The 17,093-nt window shown below is 43.7% G+C and carries 22 protein-coding genes; 8 read left to right on the forward strand and 14 right to left on the reverse strand.

The window, feature by feature from the left end:
- Positions 1-94 precede the first annotated feature (94 nt).
- The 9 genes from D9X91_RS19115 to fabL form a co-directional block, all read right to left on the reverse strand.
- Positions 95-1,708, reverse strand: coding sequence for an ABC transporter substrate-binding protein (locus D9X91_RS19115; RefSeq protein WP_233569858.1), 1,614 nt, complete (start codon positions 1,706-1,708; stop codon positions 95-97).
- Positions 1,709-1,747: 39 nt separating this feature from the next.
- Positions 1,748-2,734 carry an ABC transporter ATP-binding protein gene (locus D9X91_RS19120; protein ID WP_121682255.1) on the reverse strand — a complete coding sequence of 329 codons (987 nt, stop codon included), beginning with the start codon at positions 2,732-2,734 and terminating at the stop codon, positions 1,748-1,750.
- Complete coding sequence (locus D9X91_RS19125; RefSeq protein WP_121682256.1) at positions 2,731-3,726, reverse strand: ABC transporter ATP-binding protein; 996 nt, start codon at positions 3,724-3,726, stop codon at positions 2,731-2,733. Before D9X91_RS19125 ends, D9X91_RS19120 begins: the two co-directional genes overlap by 4 nt.
- Before the next feature lie 824 nt (positions 3,727-4,550).
- Positions 4,551-4,838 carry a hypothetical protein gene (locus tag D9X91_RS19130; protein WP_121682257.1) on the reverse strand — a complete coding sequence of 96 codons (288 nt, stop codon included), beginning with the start codon at positions 4,836-4,838 and terminating at the stop codon, positions 4,551-4,553.
- 191 nt (positions 4,839-5,029) lie between these two features.
- Positions 5,030-6,778, reverse strand: a complete 1,749-nt coding sequence (locus D9X91_RS19135; RefSeq protein ID WP_121682258.1) for an ABC transporter ATP-binding protein — start codon at positions 6,776-6,778, stop codon at positions 5,030-5,032.
- 95 nt (positions 6,779-6,873) lie between these two features.
- The gene (ntdP, locus tag D9X91_RS19140) at positions 6,874-7,404 is read right to left on the reverse strand and encodes a nucleoside tri-diphosphate phosphatase (RefSeq protein WP_121682259.1); all 531 of its coding nucleotides are present in this window, start codon (positions 7,402-7,404) and stop codon (positions 6,874-6,876) included.
- A gap of 266 nt (positions 7,405-7,670) precedes the next feature.
- Positions 7,671-7,922, reverse strand: coding sequence for a YgaB family protein (locus tag D9X91_RS19145; RefSeq protein WP_121682260.1), 252 nt, complete (start codon positions 7,920-7,922; stop codon positions 7,671-7,673).
- A gap of 228 nt (positions 7,923-8,150) precedes the next feature.
- Positions 8,151-8,357, reverse strand: a complete 207-nt coding sequence (locus D9X91_RS19150; protein ID WP_121682261.1) for a gamma-type small acid-soluble spore protein — start codon at positions 8,355-8,357, stop codon at positions 8,151-8,153.
- Between the two features lie 99 nt (positions 8,358-8,456).
- Positions 8,457-9,200, reverse strand: coding sequence for an enoyl-[acyl-carrier-protein] reductase FabL (gene fabL, locus D9X91_RS19155; RefSeq protein ID WP_121682262.1), 744 nt, complete (start codon positions 9,198-9,200; stop codon positions 8,457-8,459).
- Between the two features lie 107 nt (positions 9,201-9,307).
- On the opposite strand from fabL, the gene D9X91_RS19160 reads away from it, so the two are divergent.
- Complete coding sequence (locus D9X91_RS19160) at positions 9,308-9,532, forward strand: hypothetical protein (RefSeq protein ID WP_121682263.1); 225 nt, start codon at positions 9,308-9,310, stop codon at positions 9,530-9,532.
- Between the two features lie 74 nt (positions 9,533-9,606).
- On the opposite strand, the gene mutY is transcribed toward D9X91_RS19160, so the two are convergent.
- Both mutY and D9X91_RS19170 read right to left on the reverse strand, forming a co-directional pair.
- Positions 9,607-10,707 carry an A/G-specific adenine glycosylase gene (gene mutY, locus D9X91_RS19165; protein WP_121682264.1) on the reverse strand — a complete coding sequence of 367 codons (1,101 nt, stop codon included), beginning with the start codon at positions 10,705-10,707 and terminating at the stop codon, positions 9,607-9,609.
- A gap of 50 nt (positions 10,708-10,757) precedes the next feature.
- The gene (locus D9X91_RS19170) at positions 10,758-11,066 is read right to left on the reverse strand and encodes a hypothetical protein (RefSeq protein ID WP_121682265.1); all 309 of its coding nucleotides are present in this window, start codon (positions 11,064-11,066) and stop codon (positions 10,758-10,760) included.
- Positions 11,067-11,164: 98 nt separating this feature from the next.
- On the opposite strand from D9X91_RS19170, the gene D9X91_RS19175 reads away from it, so the two are divergent.
- Positions 11,165-12,145, forward strand: a complete 981-nt coding sequence (locus tag D9X91_RS19175; RefSeq protein ID WP_121682266.1) for a metal-dependent hydrolase — start codon at positions 11,165-11,167, stop codon at positions 12,143-12,145.
- A 90-nt stretch (positions 12,146-12,235) separates the two neighbouring features.
- Here the strand turns inward: D9X91_RS19175 and D9X91_RS19180 are convergent, their stop codons facing one another.
- On the reverse strand, positions 12,236-12,505 hold the full coding sequence (locus D9X91_RS19180) for a YfhJ family protein (RefSeq protein ID WP_121682267.1): 270 nt from the start codon (positions 12,503-12,505) through the stop codon (positions 12,236-12,238).
- Positions 12,506-12,654: 149 nt separating this feature from the next.
- Here D9X91_RS19180 and D9X91_RS19185 point away from each other — a divergent pair, with 149 nt between their 5' ends.
- Positions 12,655-12,828, forward strand: a complete 174-nt coding sequence (locus D9X91_RS19185) for a small, acid-soluble spore protein K (protein WP_121682268.1) — start codon at positions 12,655-12,657, stop codon at positions 12,826-12,828.
- A gap of 29 nt (positions 12,829-12,857) precedes the next feature.
- Positions 12,858-13,016 carry a YpzG family protein gene (locus D9X91_RS19190; RefSeq protein WP_121682269.1) on the forward strand — a complete coding sequence of 53 codons (159 nt, stop codon included), beginning with the start codon at positions 12,858-12,860 and terminating at the stop codon, positions 13,014-13,016.
- Positions 13,017-13,061: 45 nt separating this feature from the next.
- Here the strand turns inward: D9X91_RS19190 and D9X91_RS19195 are convergent, their stop codons facing one another.
- A complete protein-coding gene (locus D9X91_RS19195) occupies positions 13,062-13,388 on the reverse strand; it encodes a YfhH family protein (protein WP_121682270.1) in 327 nt (108 codons plus the stop codon).
- Between the two features lie 80 nt (positions 13,389-13,468).
- On the opposite strand from D9X91_RS19195, the gene D9X91_RS19200 reads away from it, so the two are divergent.
- Positions 13,469-14,137, forward strand: a complete 669-nt coding sequence (locus D9X91_RS19200; RefSeq protein ID WP_121682271.1) for an SDR family NAD(P)-dependent oxidoreductase — start codon at positions 13,469-13,471, stop codon at positions 14,135-14,137.
- Between the two features lie 198 nt (positions 14,138-14,335).
- Here D9X91_RS19200 and recX read toward each other — a convergent pair whose 3' ends face one another.
- Positions 14,336-15,142: a recombination regulator RecX gene (gene recX / locus D9X91_RS19205; RefSeq protein WP_121682272.1), complete on the reverse strand. Its 807-nt coding sequence runs from the start codon at positions 15,140-15,142 to the stop codon at positions 14,336-14,338.
- A 329-nt stretch (positions 15,143-15,471) separates the two neighbouring features.
- Between recX and D9X91_RS19210 the strand changes: the two genes are divergently transcribed.
- The 3 genes from D9X91_RS19210 to D9X91_RS19220 all read left to right on the forward strand — a co-directional run bounded on the left by D9X91_RS19210 (position 15,472) and on the right by D9X91_RS19220 (position 16,854).
- On the forward strand, positions 15,472-16,377 hold the full coding sequence (locus tag D9X91_RS19210; protein ID WP_121682273.1) for a TIGR01777 family oxidoreductase: 906 nt from the start codon (positions 15,472-15,474) through the stop codon (positions 16,375-16,377).
- Between the two features lie 67 nt (positions 16,378-16,444).
- A complete protein-coding gene (locus D9X91_RS19215) occupies positions 16,445-16,567 on the forward strand; it encodes a YfhE family protein (RefSeq protein WP_121682319.1) in 123 nt (40 codons plus the stop codon).
- Between the two features lie 92 nt (positions 16,568-16,659).
- On the forward strand, positions 16,660-16,854 hold the full coding sequence (locus tag D9X91_RS19220; protein WP_121682274.1) for a YfhD family protein: 195 nt from the start codon (positions 16,660-16,662) through the stop codon (positions 16,852-16,854).
- Positions 16,855-17,093 lie beyond the last annotated feature (239 nt).

Here is a 17,093-nt window from a genome sequence, read left to right on the forward strand (position 1 = left end):
CATAAAACCTTGCCCATTTCTATCAATCTGTTAAAATCGGACCGTTTATTTCACAATAAAGGGGAGACAGCCACCTCCCCTTTATCCTTCATTCTTATTTTCCGAAGTATACTCCGTCTAGCCAGTCAGATCCTGTTGGATGTGGATAGAAGTCCTTCAAGTTCGCTTTACCTGCAAGAAGAGGTGTAGAGTGAACAAGAGGTGCCCATGGAGCATCTTCATGGATGATTTCTTGTGCTTGTTTGTACAATTCGTTTCGTTTTGATTCATCAACTTCTGATTGTGCTTTGATCAGGATGTCATGAAGCTTATCGTTGCTATAGTAAGAGTAGTTGTTGCTTCCGATGCTGTCTTTATCAAGCAATGCATATAGGAAGTTATCGGCATCCCCGTTATCGCCAGTCCAGCCAAGAAGGTATGCATCCGCTTCCCCTTTGCTTGCTTTTTCAAGGTATGTTGCCCACTCATAAGAAACGATTTTTGCTTTAACACCGATTTTTGCAAAGTTAGCTTGGATTGCTTCGGCAATTTTCTTTCCATCCGGCATATATGGACGTGGAACAGGCATAGCCCATAGCTCCATTTCGAATCCATTCGGATAGCCAGCTTCTTTTAACAATTCCTTCGCTTTATCCAAATTGAACTCATATGGCTGGATATCATCGTCATAGCCGCTGATAACCGGAGGCATCGGGTTTTTCGCTGGAACTCCTTTACCGCCGTAGAATGCATCGATCAACGCTTGACGATCAATCGCATAGTTCAGGGCTTGGCGCACTTTCGGATTGTCAAATGGCTTTCTAGTAACCGTGAACCCTAAGTATCCAACGTTCATAGATGGACGTTCGTACAATTGAAGATCTGGGTTGGACTTGATTTGGTCTGCATCACTTGGATTGATGCCATCAGCCAAATCAATTTCCCCATTCATTAGCGCATTCAGACGCGCTGAGTTTTCTGGAATGGATTTGAATACGATTTGATCAAGCTTCGGATAACCTTTTTTCCAGTAGTCTTTGTTTTTCTCGATGACAACTTTATCGTTGTGCTTCCACTCGACGAATTTGAATGGTCCTGTACCTACAGGGTTTTCAGTGAATTTGTCGCCGAATTTTTTCACGGCATCCGGGCTCGCGATTGCGAATGGACTCATTGCCAAGTTCTTCAAGAATGGAGCTTGTGGACGTTTAAGCGTGAATTGTACTTGATTGTCATTCAGCGCTTTTACTTCCTTGATGACTAAACCGTCATCGCCTTTGTATCCACCGAACATGGAAGCAAAGTATGGGAATTTATCCGCATCACCGTTCATCCATCTTTCAAAGTTGAATACGACCGCATCGGCATTGAAATCTGTTCCGTCCTGGAATTTTACTCCTTTGCGAAGGTCGAACGTATATGTCAGACCGTCATCGGAAACATCCCATTTCGTTGCTAAGCCTTCATGGATTTGTGTATCCTGTTTTCCGAACTCAACAAGTGTTTCGAAAATATTTTTTGTAACTTTGAATGATTCCCCATCTGTTACAGCTGCTGGATCGAGACCGACTGAGTCACCACCGCGGCCGAAAATTAATGTCTTTTGAGCGGATTCTCCATCAGATCCTTTAGAAGAATTACCGTTTGATGACTTCGAAGAACAGCCGACAAGGGCTGAGGACAAAATCATCAGAAAGACAAAAGCTAGTAAAAAACTCTTTTTCTTCACATTGACCCCTCCATAAATCTTTTTTTATTGTCACGCTGCTTAATCATTCGAGTACAAATGACAAGCAACATAATGACCTGGTTCAGCTTCTTTGAATTGAGGCGTTGCCGATTTGCAAATGTCCATGGCATGCGGACATCTTGTATGGAACGCGCAGCCCTTAGGCGGGTTGGACGGACTCGGGATATCCCCTTGCAGGATGATCGTGTCGCGCTTGTATTCCGGATCCGGGATTGGAACCGCGGAAAGCAGCGCCTGTGTATATGGATGCAGCGGTTTTTCATATAATTTATCGCTTTCTGTAAGCTCCGCCATCCTTCCTAAATACATCACCCCGACTCGGTCGCTTATATGTCTCACGACGCCAAGATCATGGGCGATAAAGATATAGGTCAAATCAAACTCTGATTGGAGATCCTCCAGCAGATTCAGCACCTGGGATTGAATCGAGACATCCAAAGCGGATACCGGCTCATCGGCAATGATCAGTTTTGGTTTTGTCATCAAAGCCCTGGCAATTCCGATCCGCTGCCTCTGCCCCCCAGAAAACTGGTGGGGATACCTTTTGGCATAGTAGCTGCTCAAGCCGACCACTTCCAAAAGCTCCCTAACTTTTTTCTTTCTTTCAGCCGCATTGCCGATACCATGGACAATGAGCGGCTCCTCCAAAATCTTCTCCACAGTGTGGCGGGGGTTCAAGGAAGCAAACGGATCCTGAAACACCATCTGCATGTCCCTGCGGAGGGAGCGCATATCTTTTTTTGATAGTTTCGTAATATCTTTGCCTTCAAATTTAATCGCACCCTCTGTCGGTTCGATCAACCTGAGAAGCATCCTCCCTGTGGTCGATTTACCACAGCCGCTTTCCCCGACGATTCCGAGCGTTTCCCCTTTGTTCACGGAAAAGGATACGCCGTCCACTGCTTTGACATGTCCGACAGTCTTGCCGAATACACCGCCCGTCAATGGGAAATGCTTTTTTAAATCTTGAATTTCCAATAAAGGCTCTTTTACTAATTCGGTCATACGCCAACACCTACTTTGCTATCGTGCAAGAAACAACGCGTTTGATGATAGTCGTCCGTTTTGTAAAGCTCTGGATTTTCGCTCCAGCAGCGGTCAAATGCAAACTCACACCTTGCCGCAAATCGACAGCCTTCCTTGACGGCGCCGGGCTTTGGCACATTGCCAGGTATCGAATATAGGCGCTGCTGCTTTTTCCTCATATCCGGAACTGATTGGATCAGTCCTTTTGTGTATGGATGCTGAGGATTTTTGAAAATCGTTTGGACATCCCCTTCTTCGACGACCTTTCCGGAATACATGACGATGATCCGGTCGCAGACCTCTGCAACGACGCCAAGGTCATGTGTGATCATGATGATCGCGGTGTTCAGGTCCTTGTTCAGATCTCGCATCAGTTTTAATATCTGTGCCTGGATGGTCACATCGAGAGCCGTTGTCGGTTCATCCGCGATAAGCAGCTTTGGATCACATACCATTGCCATCGCAATCATGACGCGCTGCCTCATTCCACCGGATAGCTGATGAGGATACTCGTCCATCAATTCTTCCGAACGCGGCAGACCGACCAGCTTCATCATCTCAACTGCACGTTCACGCGCTTTTGCTTTCGACCACTTGTTATGTATTCTGATTGCTTCCATTAATTGATTCCCAATCGTGAAAACAGGATTGAGGGAAGTCATCGGCTCCTGGAAGATCATCGCGATGTCATTTCCACGGATCTGCCTCATTCTTCGTTCCGATGCTTTTGTTAAATCCTCATTTTGAAATAGGATTTTCCCATCGACTATTTTCCCAGGCGGTTTCGGTACCAGCCCCATGATCGACAGGGACGTTACACTTTTCCCGCATCCTGATTCACCAACGATGCCAAGGATTTCTCCTTCTTTCACATGAAAGTCAACTCCGTCTACAGCCGGGATTTCCCCGTCATCTGTAAAGAAGGATGTTTTTAAATTCTCCACCGTTAGTACCGTTTCCTTAGTGGTCACTCATATCCCCCCTGCTGCCTAATTATCAGAAAATCTTAAATTTTCCATTATGTCGTATGTGCTTTATTATACACACATAAATTGTTTTGACAATACTAAATTTTTCGAAAATTATATCTATATATCGTTATTGCTTCAAAGTGTTAAAGCTCCTAAATTTCAAATACATGACAATTATTATGCAGTGTTCGCCGTTATTGCAGGGTCGTTTTTTACAAATGGATTGCATAATGATATTTTTCTAAAATAATATCATTCTACCTCTTTACTTTATTAAATAACTAAATTTGATATTCCTATATACTTTTTTCAAACTTCTTCCAATATGGTTCCTGTCTTCATGATAAATTTTTGCTATAGGATAATAGTAACATGTGGAAAGCGGCTGTTTTTTATTAGGCTCTCTTCTCAAAGATTGTTGTTTTTAACAGTTTTTCTTTCAAATATCTCATCATATGAGGTTGATTGGAGAGGAAGGTGCGAGACTCCAGAGTGATCAGCGGGCAAGTGAGACCTCGCAGCGAAGCGAGGAGAGGTTGGGCGGATGTTCGATTTCGGCACCTCGTGTGCCAACATCGAACGACCTCACTTTGTGTGAGTCCCCTCGGAAAGCGAGAATCCTGCAGCGGAAATCAACCTTACACAACCTTTGATGAATACTTTACGAAAAGAGCGTATTTAAAAGGCTCTTCCGAGGTCTACCGAAGTTTGCTGACTTACCGAGTACGAGTCAGCTTTTAACAAGCTAAAATCAACAAAAAAAAGAAAATCCATTCTTGAAGGTTCCCTCATCATTGTTCATTTTCGTCCTCGATCTGAAACAATCAGATATTGGAATCTTGATATTCTTCACCCTTCTTTTTAAGATATATAAGACATTTAACATACCCGATTCCGATGAAAGAAAAAGTGCTATTAACGATGATTGTGAAAAGGGTCAGGTCTTTAACTTCAACAACGACTGTATAAAAATATGCTGCCAAGCCACTTGCCAATATGAGAAATAAAAAATGGATGCGCGGAAATAAAACACTCACTAATGCACTTAAAATTAAGATTAAAACAACCATTAAGAGAAAATGCCAATATAGAAGATAATAGATCACCTCCATATTTTCCACCACCCCTGGGATTTTCTATATTTTACCATGATAATCCATAATGCTAATACAACTTTATCCTATTGTTTGGTCAGAAGTCTGGCCAAGTCCTAAAATGCCATAGAAAAAAAAGGGGTGGTTTCAAAGGACGAAGCCGCGGCTTTATCCTTGAAACCAACCCTTTAATTGTTGATATCATTTTTTCAGCTATCCAGCTGCTGTACTTGGAATAGGCGATAATAATTCCCTTCTGCCCGCATTAATTCGGCGTGGGAGCCGATTTCTGAAATTCTTCCATGCTCGATCAGGACGATCCGGTCGGCATGGGTGATCGTTGAAAGGCGGTGGGCCACGATAAAGGTTGTGCGATCCTTGGCAAGCTTTTCAAGCGCTTCTTGAATCAAATGTTCGCTTTCAAGATCGAGGGCAGAGGTTGCTTCATCAAGGACGAGCAAAGGCGGATTCTTCAAAAAGACCCTGGCAATGGCAACCCGCTGCTTTTGGCCGCCTGAAAGCTTGACCCCTCTTTCGCCGACTTTTGTGTCGTATCCTTTTGGGAGGCTCATGATGAAATCATGTGCATTTGCGGCCCTTGCAGCCGTTTCCACTTCTTCATCTGTTGCATCGGGCTTCCCTAATTTGATATTTGTTTTGACCGATTCGCTGAATAAAATATTGTCCTGGAGCACCATCCCGATCTTATCGCGCAGGCTCCTAACCTGGAATTTCCGTATATCGGTGCCATCCAGCACGATTCTCCCGGCCGTTACATCGTAGAAGCGCGGAATCAGGCTGACTAGAGACGATTTTCCCCCGCCGCTCATCCCGACTAATGCAATCGTTTCACCCGGCATGATATTTAGATCGATATCCTCCAGTACGTTCCCTTCATCGTCATCATAGGAAAAGCTGATCTGATCGAAATGAATGTTTCCTTTGACATCCTTGCATTCAATCGCATCTGGTTCATCGTCAATATCATATTTTTCATCAAGCAGTTCAAATACACGGTCCATCGATGCAATCGATTGAGTAAGCGTAGTTGAAGAATTGACAATCCTGCGAAGAGGGTTATACAACCGGTCGATATACGCAATGAATGCGACCATCGTTCCCAGTGTCAGGTCCCCCTGGATGACCTGGTAGCCCGAATAGCCGATCACAAGAAGCGGCGCGACGTCGGTAATCGTATTGACGACGGCAAATGCCTTCGCATTCCAATTCGTGTGATTCAAAGCCTTTTGCAGGAAATTCTGGTTCTGCTGATCGAACTGGGTTTGTTCATAGTCTTCAATGGCAAAGCTTTTGATCACCGCCATCCCTTGGACCCGTTCATGCAAATAGCCCTGCACTTCTGCAAGCGCCTGTGACCGTGCACGTGTGAGCTTCCTTAAATTTCCGAAGAAATATCGTACCGATAAAGCGTAAAACGGGAATACAATCAAGGAGACGATCGTCAGCGTCACATTCATCGTCATCATGATGCCCACAGCAATGATGATCGTCGCCGCATCCAGCCATAGATTCATCAGGCCGGTAATGACAAAATTCTTCGTCTGTTCGACGTCATTGATGACCCTTGAGATGACTTCCCCCGCTCTTGTATTGGCATAATATTTGAAGCTTAGTTTCTGGATATGGGTAAATAATCTGTCACGTATATCATATAAAATCTTATTTCCGGTCCACTGGGCAAAATATTGTCTATAATATTCGACGGGCGGCCTGAGTACCAGGAAGATGACGACCATCGCGCCCATCACCATGAATAGTTTGGTCGTTTTCTCATCCTTCGGCATCGAGTGGCTTCCGACAATATCATCAATCACATATTTAATCAAAATCGGGATCAGCAGTGGGATGACGAATTTTATGATGCCGATGAACAATGTCCCAATAATTTGCAGTCGATATGGCTTTACGAACCGCATGTACCTTTTGATGCTGTCCATATTATTTCCTCCTTCCTCTGAACGGCTTTTTCAACAATGAAAAAACCTGTTGATGTGTTCTCAACAGGTACCGTTATCCTTTTATCACCACTTTATCAACGACGATATGTTAAGTATCTTTCATACCATATATCAATAAAATCCGGCGCAAACGGCCCTTTTCTCTGTCTGATCCAGCGCACAAGTTTGTCTACATTCCGCTTTAGGATTTCATCGATGACATTTGGATAGCCCATTTGCTTTCGATGCTGTTCATATTCATCTTCATCGAGAAGATTGAAAGTCATATCCGGGAATACTTTAATATCTAAATCGTAGTCGATATATTTCAATGCTTCTTTATCATAAACAAACGGTGAGCTGAGATTACAGTAATAGTATATCCCATCTTCACGAATCATCCCGATGATATTGAACCAGTGCTCACCGTGGAAGTAGCAGATCGCAGGCTCGCGCGTCACCCATGTCCGTCCATCGGATTCCGTCACGATCGTTCGATCATTCCCACCGATGACTAGATTTTTCGTACCTTTCAACACCATTGTTTCATCCCAAACTCTATGTAACTTTCCATCATGTTTATAACTGTGGATTTGAATTCCTTCACCTTCAACCGGAACCGCCATTACTATTTCCCCTACTTTCCATCCGAATTCCTCATTTTATGTATGTATTCGTTTTTAAAAAAAATAAAATAACCCCTTCTTCGGAGGCTCTTAAATATATATTGCTCTTTCATCTTCACCGCAGCCACGTATGTGAAAAAGCCTATTTTCAAAAGGGACCGAATCTCTTTTTCCTATTATTATAACGTTTAATCACAATTTTTAAAACAAAAGAGCCCTTGTTTTTCACAAGAGCCGCCGTCGCTTGGTTTTTCCCCATTCATACTTTACGCAAACATTTTCATTTCTTGATATGACCTGATCACTTCATCCGTCTGAGCTTCAAAGGTTTTTTGGATTTTATGAAGTTCTTTTTTCATCTGGGCGATCTCTTCCTTTATATTTTCCAGTCTTGCTTCCTCCTGCAGCTGAATCAGTTCCATCTCCAATTCCTGACAACGTTCAATTTCAGCCTGCAAATACAAGAGACGTTCCATCGTTTCCAATTGATCCGAAACCAATTTGTTGAATTGAGACATGCCGGCACCCACCTTTATGATTTGCTCTTTCATAATTTCTTGGTTCAGAAGGAAATCCCTTTGACTAGTTCTGTCAGTTGAGAAGTAGTTTTGTCGAACGGGATGAATTGGTCCTTTAGTAGGATGGGCATTAGGGGTGGCACTTTTGTGACAGGCACCTCCAAGCACTGCTCATGGAAAAGAGCCGACTCTATTCGAGTCAGCTCCCTGTATTGGCCACTACAATGGTTATTGTTGAGCCTGGTTTCCTGAAGCTTGGTTTTTCTTAGCTTCAGATTGTTGGTTTTGTTGTTTAACTTGTTGAGCGTTCGTTTCAGATGCGAACTCAGTACCGTATTGTTGAGCTGCACCAGCTTGTTGACCAGCTTGAGCGTTTTGTTGTTTCACGTGTTGAACGCTTGTACCAGCTTGAGTTTTGTTTGGTTGTTTTGCCATTGTAATCACCTCCACGCTCATTAATTTATCCATTAATGCGGGAGGCTATCCAACGAATTTTATGGAAAAAATTTCTATTTGTTTCTAAGCGCCACCTCTTTATACGAGGAGTGAACGCCCACCATCGACGATAATCGTTTGGCCACGGATCATGAAGGCATCGTCGGACACGAGGAATTTCACTGTTTTTACGAGGTCCTCTATTTCGACCATTCGTCCTGCAGGCGTTTTTTCCCTTGCATCCTGAAGCAGCTGTTCACGGTTAGGGAAATGCGTCAGTGCATCTGTATCGATTGCACCGCCGGAAACGGCATTGACAACGATGCCTTTTGGCGCAAGCTCCACGGACAAGTAGCGTGTCAGAGCTTCTACCGCAGCTTTTGATACACCGACTGTCGTATAATTTTCAAGATAGCGGATGGATCCAAGCGAACTGATGCTGACGATTTTGCCGCCTTTGTCCATCAACTTTGCTGCTTCCTGCGCACAGAATAAAAGCGCTTTGCTGTTAATGTTCATGGTCCAATCCCAGTGGGACTCTTCCAATTCCATTACCGGGCGCAGTACACCGGATGCCGCATTACTGATGAACACATCTAGGCGTCCAAATTCGTCTTTAATCGTGGCAAACATCGTACGGATTTTTTCAACATCCCCGACATTCGCACGGATGATCAATGCTTTTTGTCCTAGCTTTTCTATTTCCTCTGCTGTTTCCATCGCCGCTTTTTTGCTGCGGGCATAGTTTACAACGATATCATAGCCTTGCTTGGCAAGCTCCAGGGCGATCGCTTTTCCGACCCCGCGGCTGCTCCCAGTGACCAATGCAACTTTATTTGTCATATTTATTCATCCTTTCTCATCATATATTTTAGCGATTTTGCGAATAACAAACAATGCTGCAATCAAGAATAATGAACAATGACGTTTAAAAAGGAGTGGGTAAATACATGTACGTTGGCAGGGACATGACCGAACTATCTATGCTATCCAAAAAAGACTGGAAGGAATCAGAGCTCGAATACTTTCACCATTCCCTCCAGCAAATGGTTCCATACCTGAACGCTGAAGGCCAATCCATCCACAAGCAAATCATCGAAGAAATTGAAAGTAGAGGCGGGTTGAAAAGGAACGAAGCAGACTACACACACGGGACAGAACGAAGCGGAGATTAATTTTAAAAGGATGACTAAAAGGGTGACAGGCACCATCCAGAAAATGGATGGTGCCTGTCACCCTTTATTAAAAATCACTCTTTTTCTTTATAGTGCTTCCACATTTTTTGGTTTGAAACGGGGAAGGTGTATTTCTGCATTTCTTCCTCGGTGACAAGCTTCAATGTTTCGGATTGTGGAATGTCACCGCCCACTTCTCCCGCATATACTTCAATATTCCAGGTTAAATGGGAGAATACGTGGTCAAGTTTTGCGAACGCCCCGTTTTCAAGCTTGGCATCCTCACTGTATTCTTTCTGCAAATAATCATTCAACTGTCTTTTTGCAGAAGTGTAGTTTGAATCAATTTCGAAATACGGAAATTCCCAAAGGTTTGCAAGCAGGCCTTCGCTAGGCCGTTTTCTGATCAAGTACTTTCCGTCAACCGTCCGAAGCACAGCAGAAGCCAATTGAACTTTTTTATTTTTCTTATTTTTCGTTTTGACTGGAAGTTCAGCTTGCACCCCTTCATGAAAGGCCTGACAATGTTCCCGGACCGGACAAAGCAGACACGAAGGGGATGTCGGTGTACAAATGATCGCGCCAAGCTCCATCAACGCCTGATTGAAATCGGATGGATTGTCTTTCGCAATCAGTTCACGGACCGCTTCTTCAAAGATTTTTCGCGTGGCAGGTTTGGCGATATCCTCCCAAATGGAAAGGATCCTGGAAAGGACGCGCATCACATTTCCATCGACTGCCGGTTCCGGGACACCGTAAGCAATGCTCAGAACCGCTCCCGTAGTATAGGGGCCCACGCCTTTCAACTTAGAGATTTCTTTTGCATTATCTGGCACAATGCCGGCGTACGTTTCTTTCACTTCCTTTACAGCTTTATGTAAATTCCGGACCCTTGAATAATAGCCAAGTCCTTCCCATGCTTTCAGCACCTGTTCTTCCTCGGCTTCTGCCAACGCGTTCAGTGTCGGGAATTTCGCCATGAAGTTATTGAAATACGGGATAACCGTATCGACCCTCGTTTGCTGGAGCATGATTTCTGAAACCCATACACGATAAGGGTCTTTATTTTCCCGCCAAGGAAGGATTCTCTGCTCACGTTGAAACCAATCGATTAAATCCCGCTGGAATTGGGATATGTTCACGTTTTCTAGATTCTTCAAAAATATTTTTGTCACTATACTGCCTCCAAGATGTTAAACTCAATGCAAATTAGGGAATAACAATATTATAGGTCTGTAATCATGCCAAAGCATTCCATTTTTTCCACTCCTCCATCGATCATGGAGTCCAACGATCCGAATATCGCATGTTCACGCGAGGTCCTCAGTTTTTTCAAAGCAAAAAAATGCGCTTCTGATGGGACTTGAAACATCTCCAGGACAGAGCACGGATCGTGGTTGGAACGATGCAAAAGGATATGCCCTGCATCGAAGTGAGATAAATTGGCGGCGACCTCCTTGATCGTTTCGTGATATTGTGGAAGGAGATACGCTTTGACTTCATATCGTATACACATTTGAATGGATTTTCCCATTGTACAGAACTCCTTTATACCTTATCATGTTTTGAAATGAATACAAGCTTTCCTACACCGGTAAAATATGTCCTTTTTGCTAAAGGAGGAATTCTTTCTTGGATACTGGTACACACGTTGTCATGGGATTCGCGATCGGCGGATTGGCCACGCTCGATCCCATTGTTGCTGAAAATACAGCCACTGCACACAGCGTCCTGATTGCAGCGCTGATTGGTTCACAGGTTCCCGATATCGATACGGTTCTTAAATTAAGGAATAACGCCGTCTATATACGCAATCACCGGGGGATCACGCATTCCATTCCGGCCGTCTGCCTCTGGCCGCTGGCTATAGTGGCCGTTATATACCCATTGGTTCCGGAGGCAAACTTGCTTCATTTATGGATTTGGACATTTATCGCGGTTTTCCTCCATGTATTTGTCGACATTTTTAATGCCTATGGGACACAGGCATTGCGTCCATTTTCGTCGAAATGGGTCGCATTGGGGGTCATTAACACGTTTGATCCGTTCATTTTCGGAATCCACATCGTCGGCTTGATTATGTGGGCTCTCGGAGGCGATCCCGGATATACATTTTTGGCGATCTATATGATCTTGATCATTTACTATCTAATACGGTTCCAGGTGCATTTTGCCGTCAAGCATTCCGTCAAGAAGCTGGTTCCGGATGCGGAAAGCATCATCGTGTCCCCGACGGTCAGATTCCACCAATGGCGCATTGCCGTCAAAACGAAAGACTATTTTTATGTCGCACGTGCCTATCAAAGATCGGTGACGATTTTGGATAAATTCAAACGGGTTCCTGTTCCGGAAACAGACGTCATCCGTTCTGCCAAAAGAGACAAAAATCTGTCTGCTTTCCTGCATTTCTCACCAGTTTTCCGATGGGAAGTGGACGAATTCGACGATTTTTATGAAGTAAGATTCATCGACCTCCGCTATCGAAGCAATGGTCATTACCCATTTGTCGCGGTCGTACAGCTCGATACAGAGCTCGAGATCATCGGTTCCTATACGGGATGGATTTTCAGTGAGGAAAAACTTCGAAAGAAATTGGATGTGAATCCTGGATAAAAGAAAAATCCCTTGCTTTGCGGCAGGGGATTTTTTTACTGGAGTTTTAAAAAATATAGTGTGTGGATTTGCGCAGCAAAAGCATCCTTATCAATGCTTCACATCATCTGAATCTTCCAACAGATGCTTATATCTCGGATTCCTCGCTGCAAATTCATGGAGCCTTTCTCCATACTGCTCGATCCAATGGATGACCACTTTTGCAGTCATTTCCCGGCCCTTGTACTCATGGCCGGCTTTGGCATATGTCGTTTCGAAATCTTCCCATAGGAGTTCGACCAAGCTCCGTGCACGCCCATGGCTGATTTGATCATTTTTGATCAACAATAAATCGGTTAATTTATCAATGTATTCATTCATAATTTACACCTCTATTCCCATTAAAATATCCCTTTGAAATAACATAGTCCTTCATTAAATCATTCATACTAAAGTTACGTGGGAAAGCATTGCATTCAGATCTTTGCTTTTTCATGAGTGTTCAAGACATGCTTGCAGGAGGCTATTTTATGCGAAACAAAAAGAATGGATTTCCATATGGAAATGACAATAAGTTCGAAGGCGAACCACGGGCAAAAGCCGAATATTCTTCTAAAAGAGCCAACGGGACCATCAATACTCATCCTCAAGAACGAATGAGGGCTTCCAATCAGCGAGAACAGGATTCATTTGAAACCTATTGAGCATTGGAAATTTTGAAGGGGGCTTTGTAATGGCAAATATGAAAAATAACTTCAGCGACAACAAATACTCCAGCCCATTTGCGAAAGGCTGGTATAACCCGAAGCACTCGTACGCCCAGGTGAATGGCGAAACGAAGCTTACCCAAAAGCACATCATCCTTGAACACGAAACACGAAAGCGCTCATAGTAAAGCCGGGCTGGTCATGAGGCGAAATCGCCTCATGATACCAGCCTACTTTTTATTATTTTGCAAAAGAGAAATCGGCAACGCTTCTTCTTTTCCGTCGCCATTCAGACGGTATCCCCATGCAAAAACACCGTTTAAATAATCTATTTTAAAATGACTGCCCGGATCGCCTATAATGGCATAAATCTTGCCTGGTTCAAAATCTTCCGGATTGAGCAGATAAGCCTGTGCCATTGTCGACTTGCGCTCGAGGACGGCAAATTCATTGACCATGCCAAGCTGCTCGGCTTTCCTGGCTTTTTCACGCAATTGAGCAATCTCCTGGTTAAGCTCATGCTGAGTCATTTGACTGTATCTTTTTTCCTGTTCCATCAGTATCACCTCAATTTCATTATTTAGTATAGAGAAAAATTAGGCTACAATAAAGCTATAATCTTTCTAGGAGGGACATCATGACAAAAATTGCAATCACCGGTGCCGGTACTGGATTAGGAAAAGAACTGGCCCTTCAATATGCACAAAGTGGAAATGAGCTTCATCTCATCGGCCGCACGCAAAGCAGCCTCGAGAAGACTGCAAACGATATAAGGGAAAAAGGTGCAGAAGCGAATATCCACATCGCCGACCTTACTTCCGAAGCTGAAGTACATAACGTATTTACTACTATAGGTTCACTTGATATTTTGATCAACAACGCAGGTATAGGCTATTTTGGGGAATTTCTGGAATCAACAACGGATGAAATGGACAAGATGTTCGAAATCAACAGCTTTGCCCCGATCTATACAAGCAGGGCAGTTCTTCCAATCTTCAAAGAAAAAGATCATGGCACGATCATCAATATCATTTCCACAGCCGGACTTCGCGGAAAGAAAAACGAGGCATTATATGTCTCAAGTAAATTTGCATTAAGGGGCTTCACGGAAAGCCTGCAGAAAGAATACGAAGAAACCGGCATCCGCATCGTCGGTGCCTATATGGGTGGCATGAATACCCCATTTTGGGATGACACCGATCATATCAAGGACAAAAGCCGCCTGCGTTCACCACAGGAAATCGCAGAAATCATCGTCAGTGAAAGCCGCGAGAAGACGGAAATCATCATTGAATCGAAAAAATAATTTCGATTGACGTGGCTGATTTACGCTGCAGGATTTGCGGACAGGCCTTTACCACCAACTTCGGAAACATTTTGAATGTATGGAACACAATTTGGGCGCTTAGGACTGATTTTAGGGCTCTTACCGAGTCTTTAAGTCCATTTTAGGCTCTCCGAACCAAACCATCCTTTATTGAACATAAGCGAATGAGCGTTCTGCTCATTCGCTTTCTTCTTCGTTTATATAATCTATAAACCGCTCGATCAAATCCATGCTGAAGCCCTTCCTGTATAAGGCTTGCTTCATTTTTTGGCGGTATTCAAAATCGTCGAACTTGGCATATTTGCGGTGAGCTTTTTCACCTTGATGGACGACAGCATCCCACTCTTCATCCTCTTCCTTTTCATAGGAAACCGCGTCAAGAACTTCCTGAATGATATCCCATCCAAAACCTTTCCGGATCAAAGTCTGCTCAATTTTCTGCTTGACTTGGACCTCCGACAATTTCTTGTTTTGGCGTGCGACCTTCTCGCCTAATGCCACCCCGTTCTCCAACTGATGGTCAAATAAAAACTCCTTTAAGCTCTCTTCTATGAAGTGATCTTGGATTCCTTTTTCATGCAATTCCTTGCGAATGATGACCGGTCCTTTTTTCGTCGTCGCCATTTGTGTCCGTACATAGGCGATGGCAAATTCGAGATCATTGATGTATTTGTACTCCTTCAATTTAAAAAGGATTTCCGGAATGATCGTTTCTTCGATTTCCTTTCCTTTTAAAAACGTTTCAATTTCTTTTTCCGACCTCATCCGATGGGAAAGGTAATGCAAGGCTAGATTGAACCCTTTGCGGATATCATCCTGAAACTGGATTTCAGCTAAATCCTCATCTTCCAGCTCCTTCCCTTTTTGCAGCTGAAGACGGGCCAACACTTCCTCATCAACGCTGAAAGCATATTTCTCATCCAAGAAAATATTATATCTTTCGTCATTTTTCACTTGCTTTGAAATTTTTGTAATGACTGGCATCGCTCCATCACCTCTTCTATAAATGTAACACATTGAATACGTTTTATCTTATAAACACATCTATGTAAGCAGGATTCAGACTGAATGAAAACGCTTGTCATTCGAGGCTAGTGTCCGATGAGGAGCGGAGTTATCTAGGCACATTCGCTCTAGCGAATGTTGCCTTTAAGGCGCTTTTAAGTTCAAAAGCACCCGGATAATGAGCATCCGAAGAGGACGAGCAACAAAGAAAGCGAGCGATTGTCAACAGTCTGAAATGTAACACATTGAATACGTTTTTTTATAAAGGAAACAGGTAAAATAGAAAATAAAGACGGGAGGGTTTGATGATGAGAATTGCGATTACCGGAGGAACGGGGTTTATCGGCCGGGCACTGACAAAAGAGCTCGTGAAACAGAATCATGAAGTTTTAATTTTGACGCGGAATCCCGAAAAGCATACGAATACGACGCGTATTCAATATATCAAATGGCTGGACTCTGGGGCGGAACCAGCATCTGAGCTTGGCAAGTTGGACGCATTCATCAATTTGGCCGGGGAGTCGATCAACAGCGGTCGATGGACGGATGAAAGAAAGAGACGAATATTGGAGAGCAGGATGCAGGGGACGGATGAAGTTTTGAATATTGTAGCGGAAATGCCGCAAAAACCAACTGTCTTGATCAATGCAAGCGCCATTGGCATCTATCCCCCATCCAAAAGTCATGTCTACACAGAACGGTCAAAAGAAACTGGTGATGACTTTTTAGCGGAAACCGTCTATGAATGGGAAAGAAAAGCGAAGCAAGCTGAAGAATTTGACGTCAGGGTCATATTTTCGAGGTTTGGCATCATCCTCGCAAAGGATCAGGGGGCACTTCCGAAAATCGCAATGCCATATCAATTATTTGCCGGAGGGCGAGTCGGCTCTGGGGAACAATGGATGTCCTGGATTCATATTGACGATGTAGTTAAAGGAATCACCTTTTTATTAGAGCATCCCACACTCTCTGGTCCGATCAATTTTACCGCACCTGAACCGGTGACCATGAATACGTTCGGAAAGATACTCGGCAAGGTGCTGCATCGACCTCACTGGCTTCCCGCTCCGGCGTTTGCACTGAAGGCGGTTCTCGGAGAAATGAGCATCCTCGTCCTCGATGGTCAAAAGGTGCTGCCGGAGAAGCTGATGAAAGCCGGGTATTCCTTTGAATATTCGACATTGGATGCTGCACTACGTGATATTTATCAATAATTTGTATACCGCCTCCAAGGATTGGAAAAAATAGAACTAAATCTTCTGGAGAAAGGGTGTGGCATTCATGGATAAACGGAAACAGGAAAAAATGAAAAACACATTGACTAGCGCTCAAGAAGTGACGTACAATCGCGAGTTCAAAGCTGCTGACCGCGTCGCTGGCTATAACAGCAAAAGAATCAAATAATTACCTGCTAGATTTTTGATGATATTGGACATTCTATAAGTACGGAGGCAATAAAGCTTCCGTACTTTTATCATTGAGAGGGGTTTTGTGTAGTGGGTCGTGCTCATAATCAGAAAACGCGAGATAAAAACAAAGGTAAGCTTCCACAAGTTCCGAAGAACTCGAAAACTTCGAGTGCTCAGGATGTTGAATATTCCCGCGAATTGGCTGACCAGGCTGACTTAGAAGCACAAGCTCGTGCTAACGCTGCAAATCAGCGCGTAAAGCAAAAAGAGAACAATCGATAAAAGTAACATGGTCGGGAAACGAAATGGAGATCCGATCGATTCATTCGATATCGCCGCGTCCAAGTGGTTTATGAATCTCCTCAAGTTTATATTTCAGCCCATAGATTGTTTAAATCCATTACCGCGTTGTTTATTCGACTCGCGATGGGATATAAGCAAGGGCTGATTCCGATCGAAAAGGCTGTCCATTTAAGTGGGCAGCCTTTTCTATTTATGAAGTTCTTTTGCAAGGCACAAAT

The organism is Falsibacillus albus, assembly GCF_003668575.1.
Taxonomy (GTDB): domain Bacteria; phylum Bacillota; class Bacilli; order Bacillales; family DSM-25281; genus Falsibacillus; species Falsibacillus albus.

Coding starts and splice junctions, on each gene's coding strand:
- D9X91_RS19185 (WP_121682268.1), top strand. CDS start 12,655: ATGCGAAACAAAAAGAATGGATTTCCATATGGAAATGACAATAAGTTC.
- D9X91_RS19200 (WP_121682271.1), top strand. CDS start 13,469: ATGACAAAAATTGCAATCACCGGTGCCGGTACTGGATTAGGAAAAGAA.
- D9X91_RS19180 (WP_121682267.1), bottom strand. CDS start 12,505: ATGAATGAATACATTGATAAATTAACCGATTTATTGTTGATCAAAAAT.
- D9X91_RS19210 (WP_121682273.1), top strand. CDS start 15,472: ATGAGAATTGCGATTACCGGAGGAACGGGGTTTATCGGCCGGGCACTG.
- D9X91_RS19150 (WP_121682261.1), bottom strand. CDS start 8,357: ATGGCAAAACAACCAAACAAAACTCAAGCTGGTACAAGCGTTCAACAC.
- D9X91_RS19215 (WP_121682319.1), top strand. CDS start 16,445: ATGGATAAACGGAAACAGGAAAAAATGAAAAACACATTGACTAGCGCT.
- recX (WP_121682272.1), bottom strand. CDS start 15,142: ATGCCAGTCATTACAAAAATTTCAAAGCAAGTGAAAAATGACGAAAGA.
- D9X91_RS19145 (WP_121682260.1), bottom strand. CDS start 7,922: ATGTCTCAATTCAACAAATTGGTTTCGGATCAATTGGAAACGATGGAA.
- D9X91_RS19190 (WP_121682269.1), top strand. CDS start 12,858: ATGGCAAATATGAAAAATAACTTCAGCGACAACAAATACTCCAGCCCA.
- D9X91_RS19170 (WP_121682265.1), bottom strand. CDS start 11,066: ATGGGAAAATCCATTCAAATGTGTATACGATATGAAGTCAAAGCGTAT.
- D9X91_RS19135 (WP_121682258.1), bottom strand. CDS start 6,778: ATGGACAGCATCAAAAGGTACATGCGGTTCGTAAAGCCATATCGACTG.
- fabL (WP_121682262.1), bottom strand. CDS start 9,200: ATGACAAATAAAGTTGCATTGGTCACTGGGAGCAGCCGCGGGGTCGGA.
- D9X91_RS19130 (WP_121682257.1), bottom strand. CDS start 4,838: ATGGAGGTGATCTATTATCTTCTATATTGGCATTTTCTCTTAATGGTT.
- D9X91_RS19160 (WP_121682263.1), top strand. CDS start 9,308: ATGTACGTTGGCAGGGACATGACCGAACTATCTATGCTATCCAAAAAA.
- ntdP (WP_121682259.1), bottom strand. CDS start 7,404: ATGGCGGTTCCGGTTGAAGGTGAAGGAATTCAAATCCACAGTTATAAA.
- D9X91_RS19120 (WP_121682255.1), bottom strand. CDS start 2,734: ATGACCGAATTAGTAAAAGAGCCTTTATTGGAAATTCAAGATTTAAAA.
- D9X91_RS19195 (WP_121682270.1), bottom strand. CDS start 13,388: ATGGAACAGGAAAAAAGATACAGTCAAATGACTCAGCATGAGCTTAAC.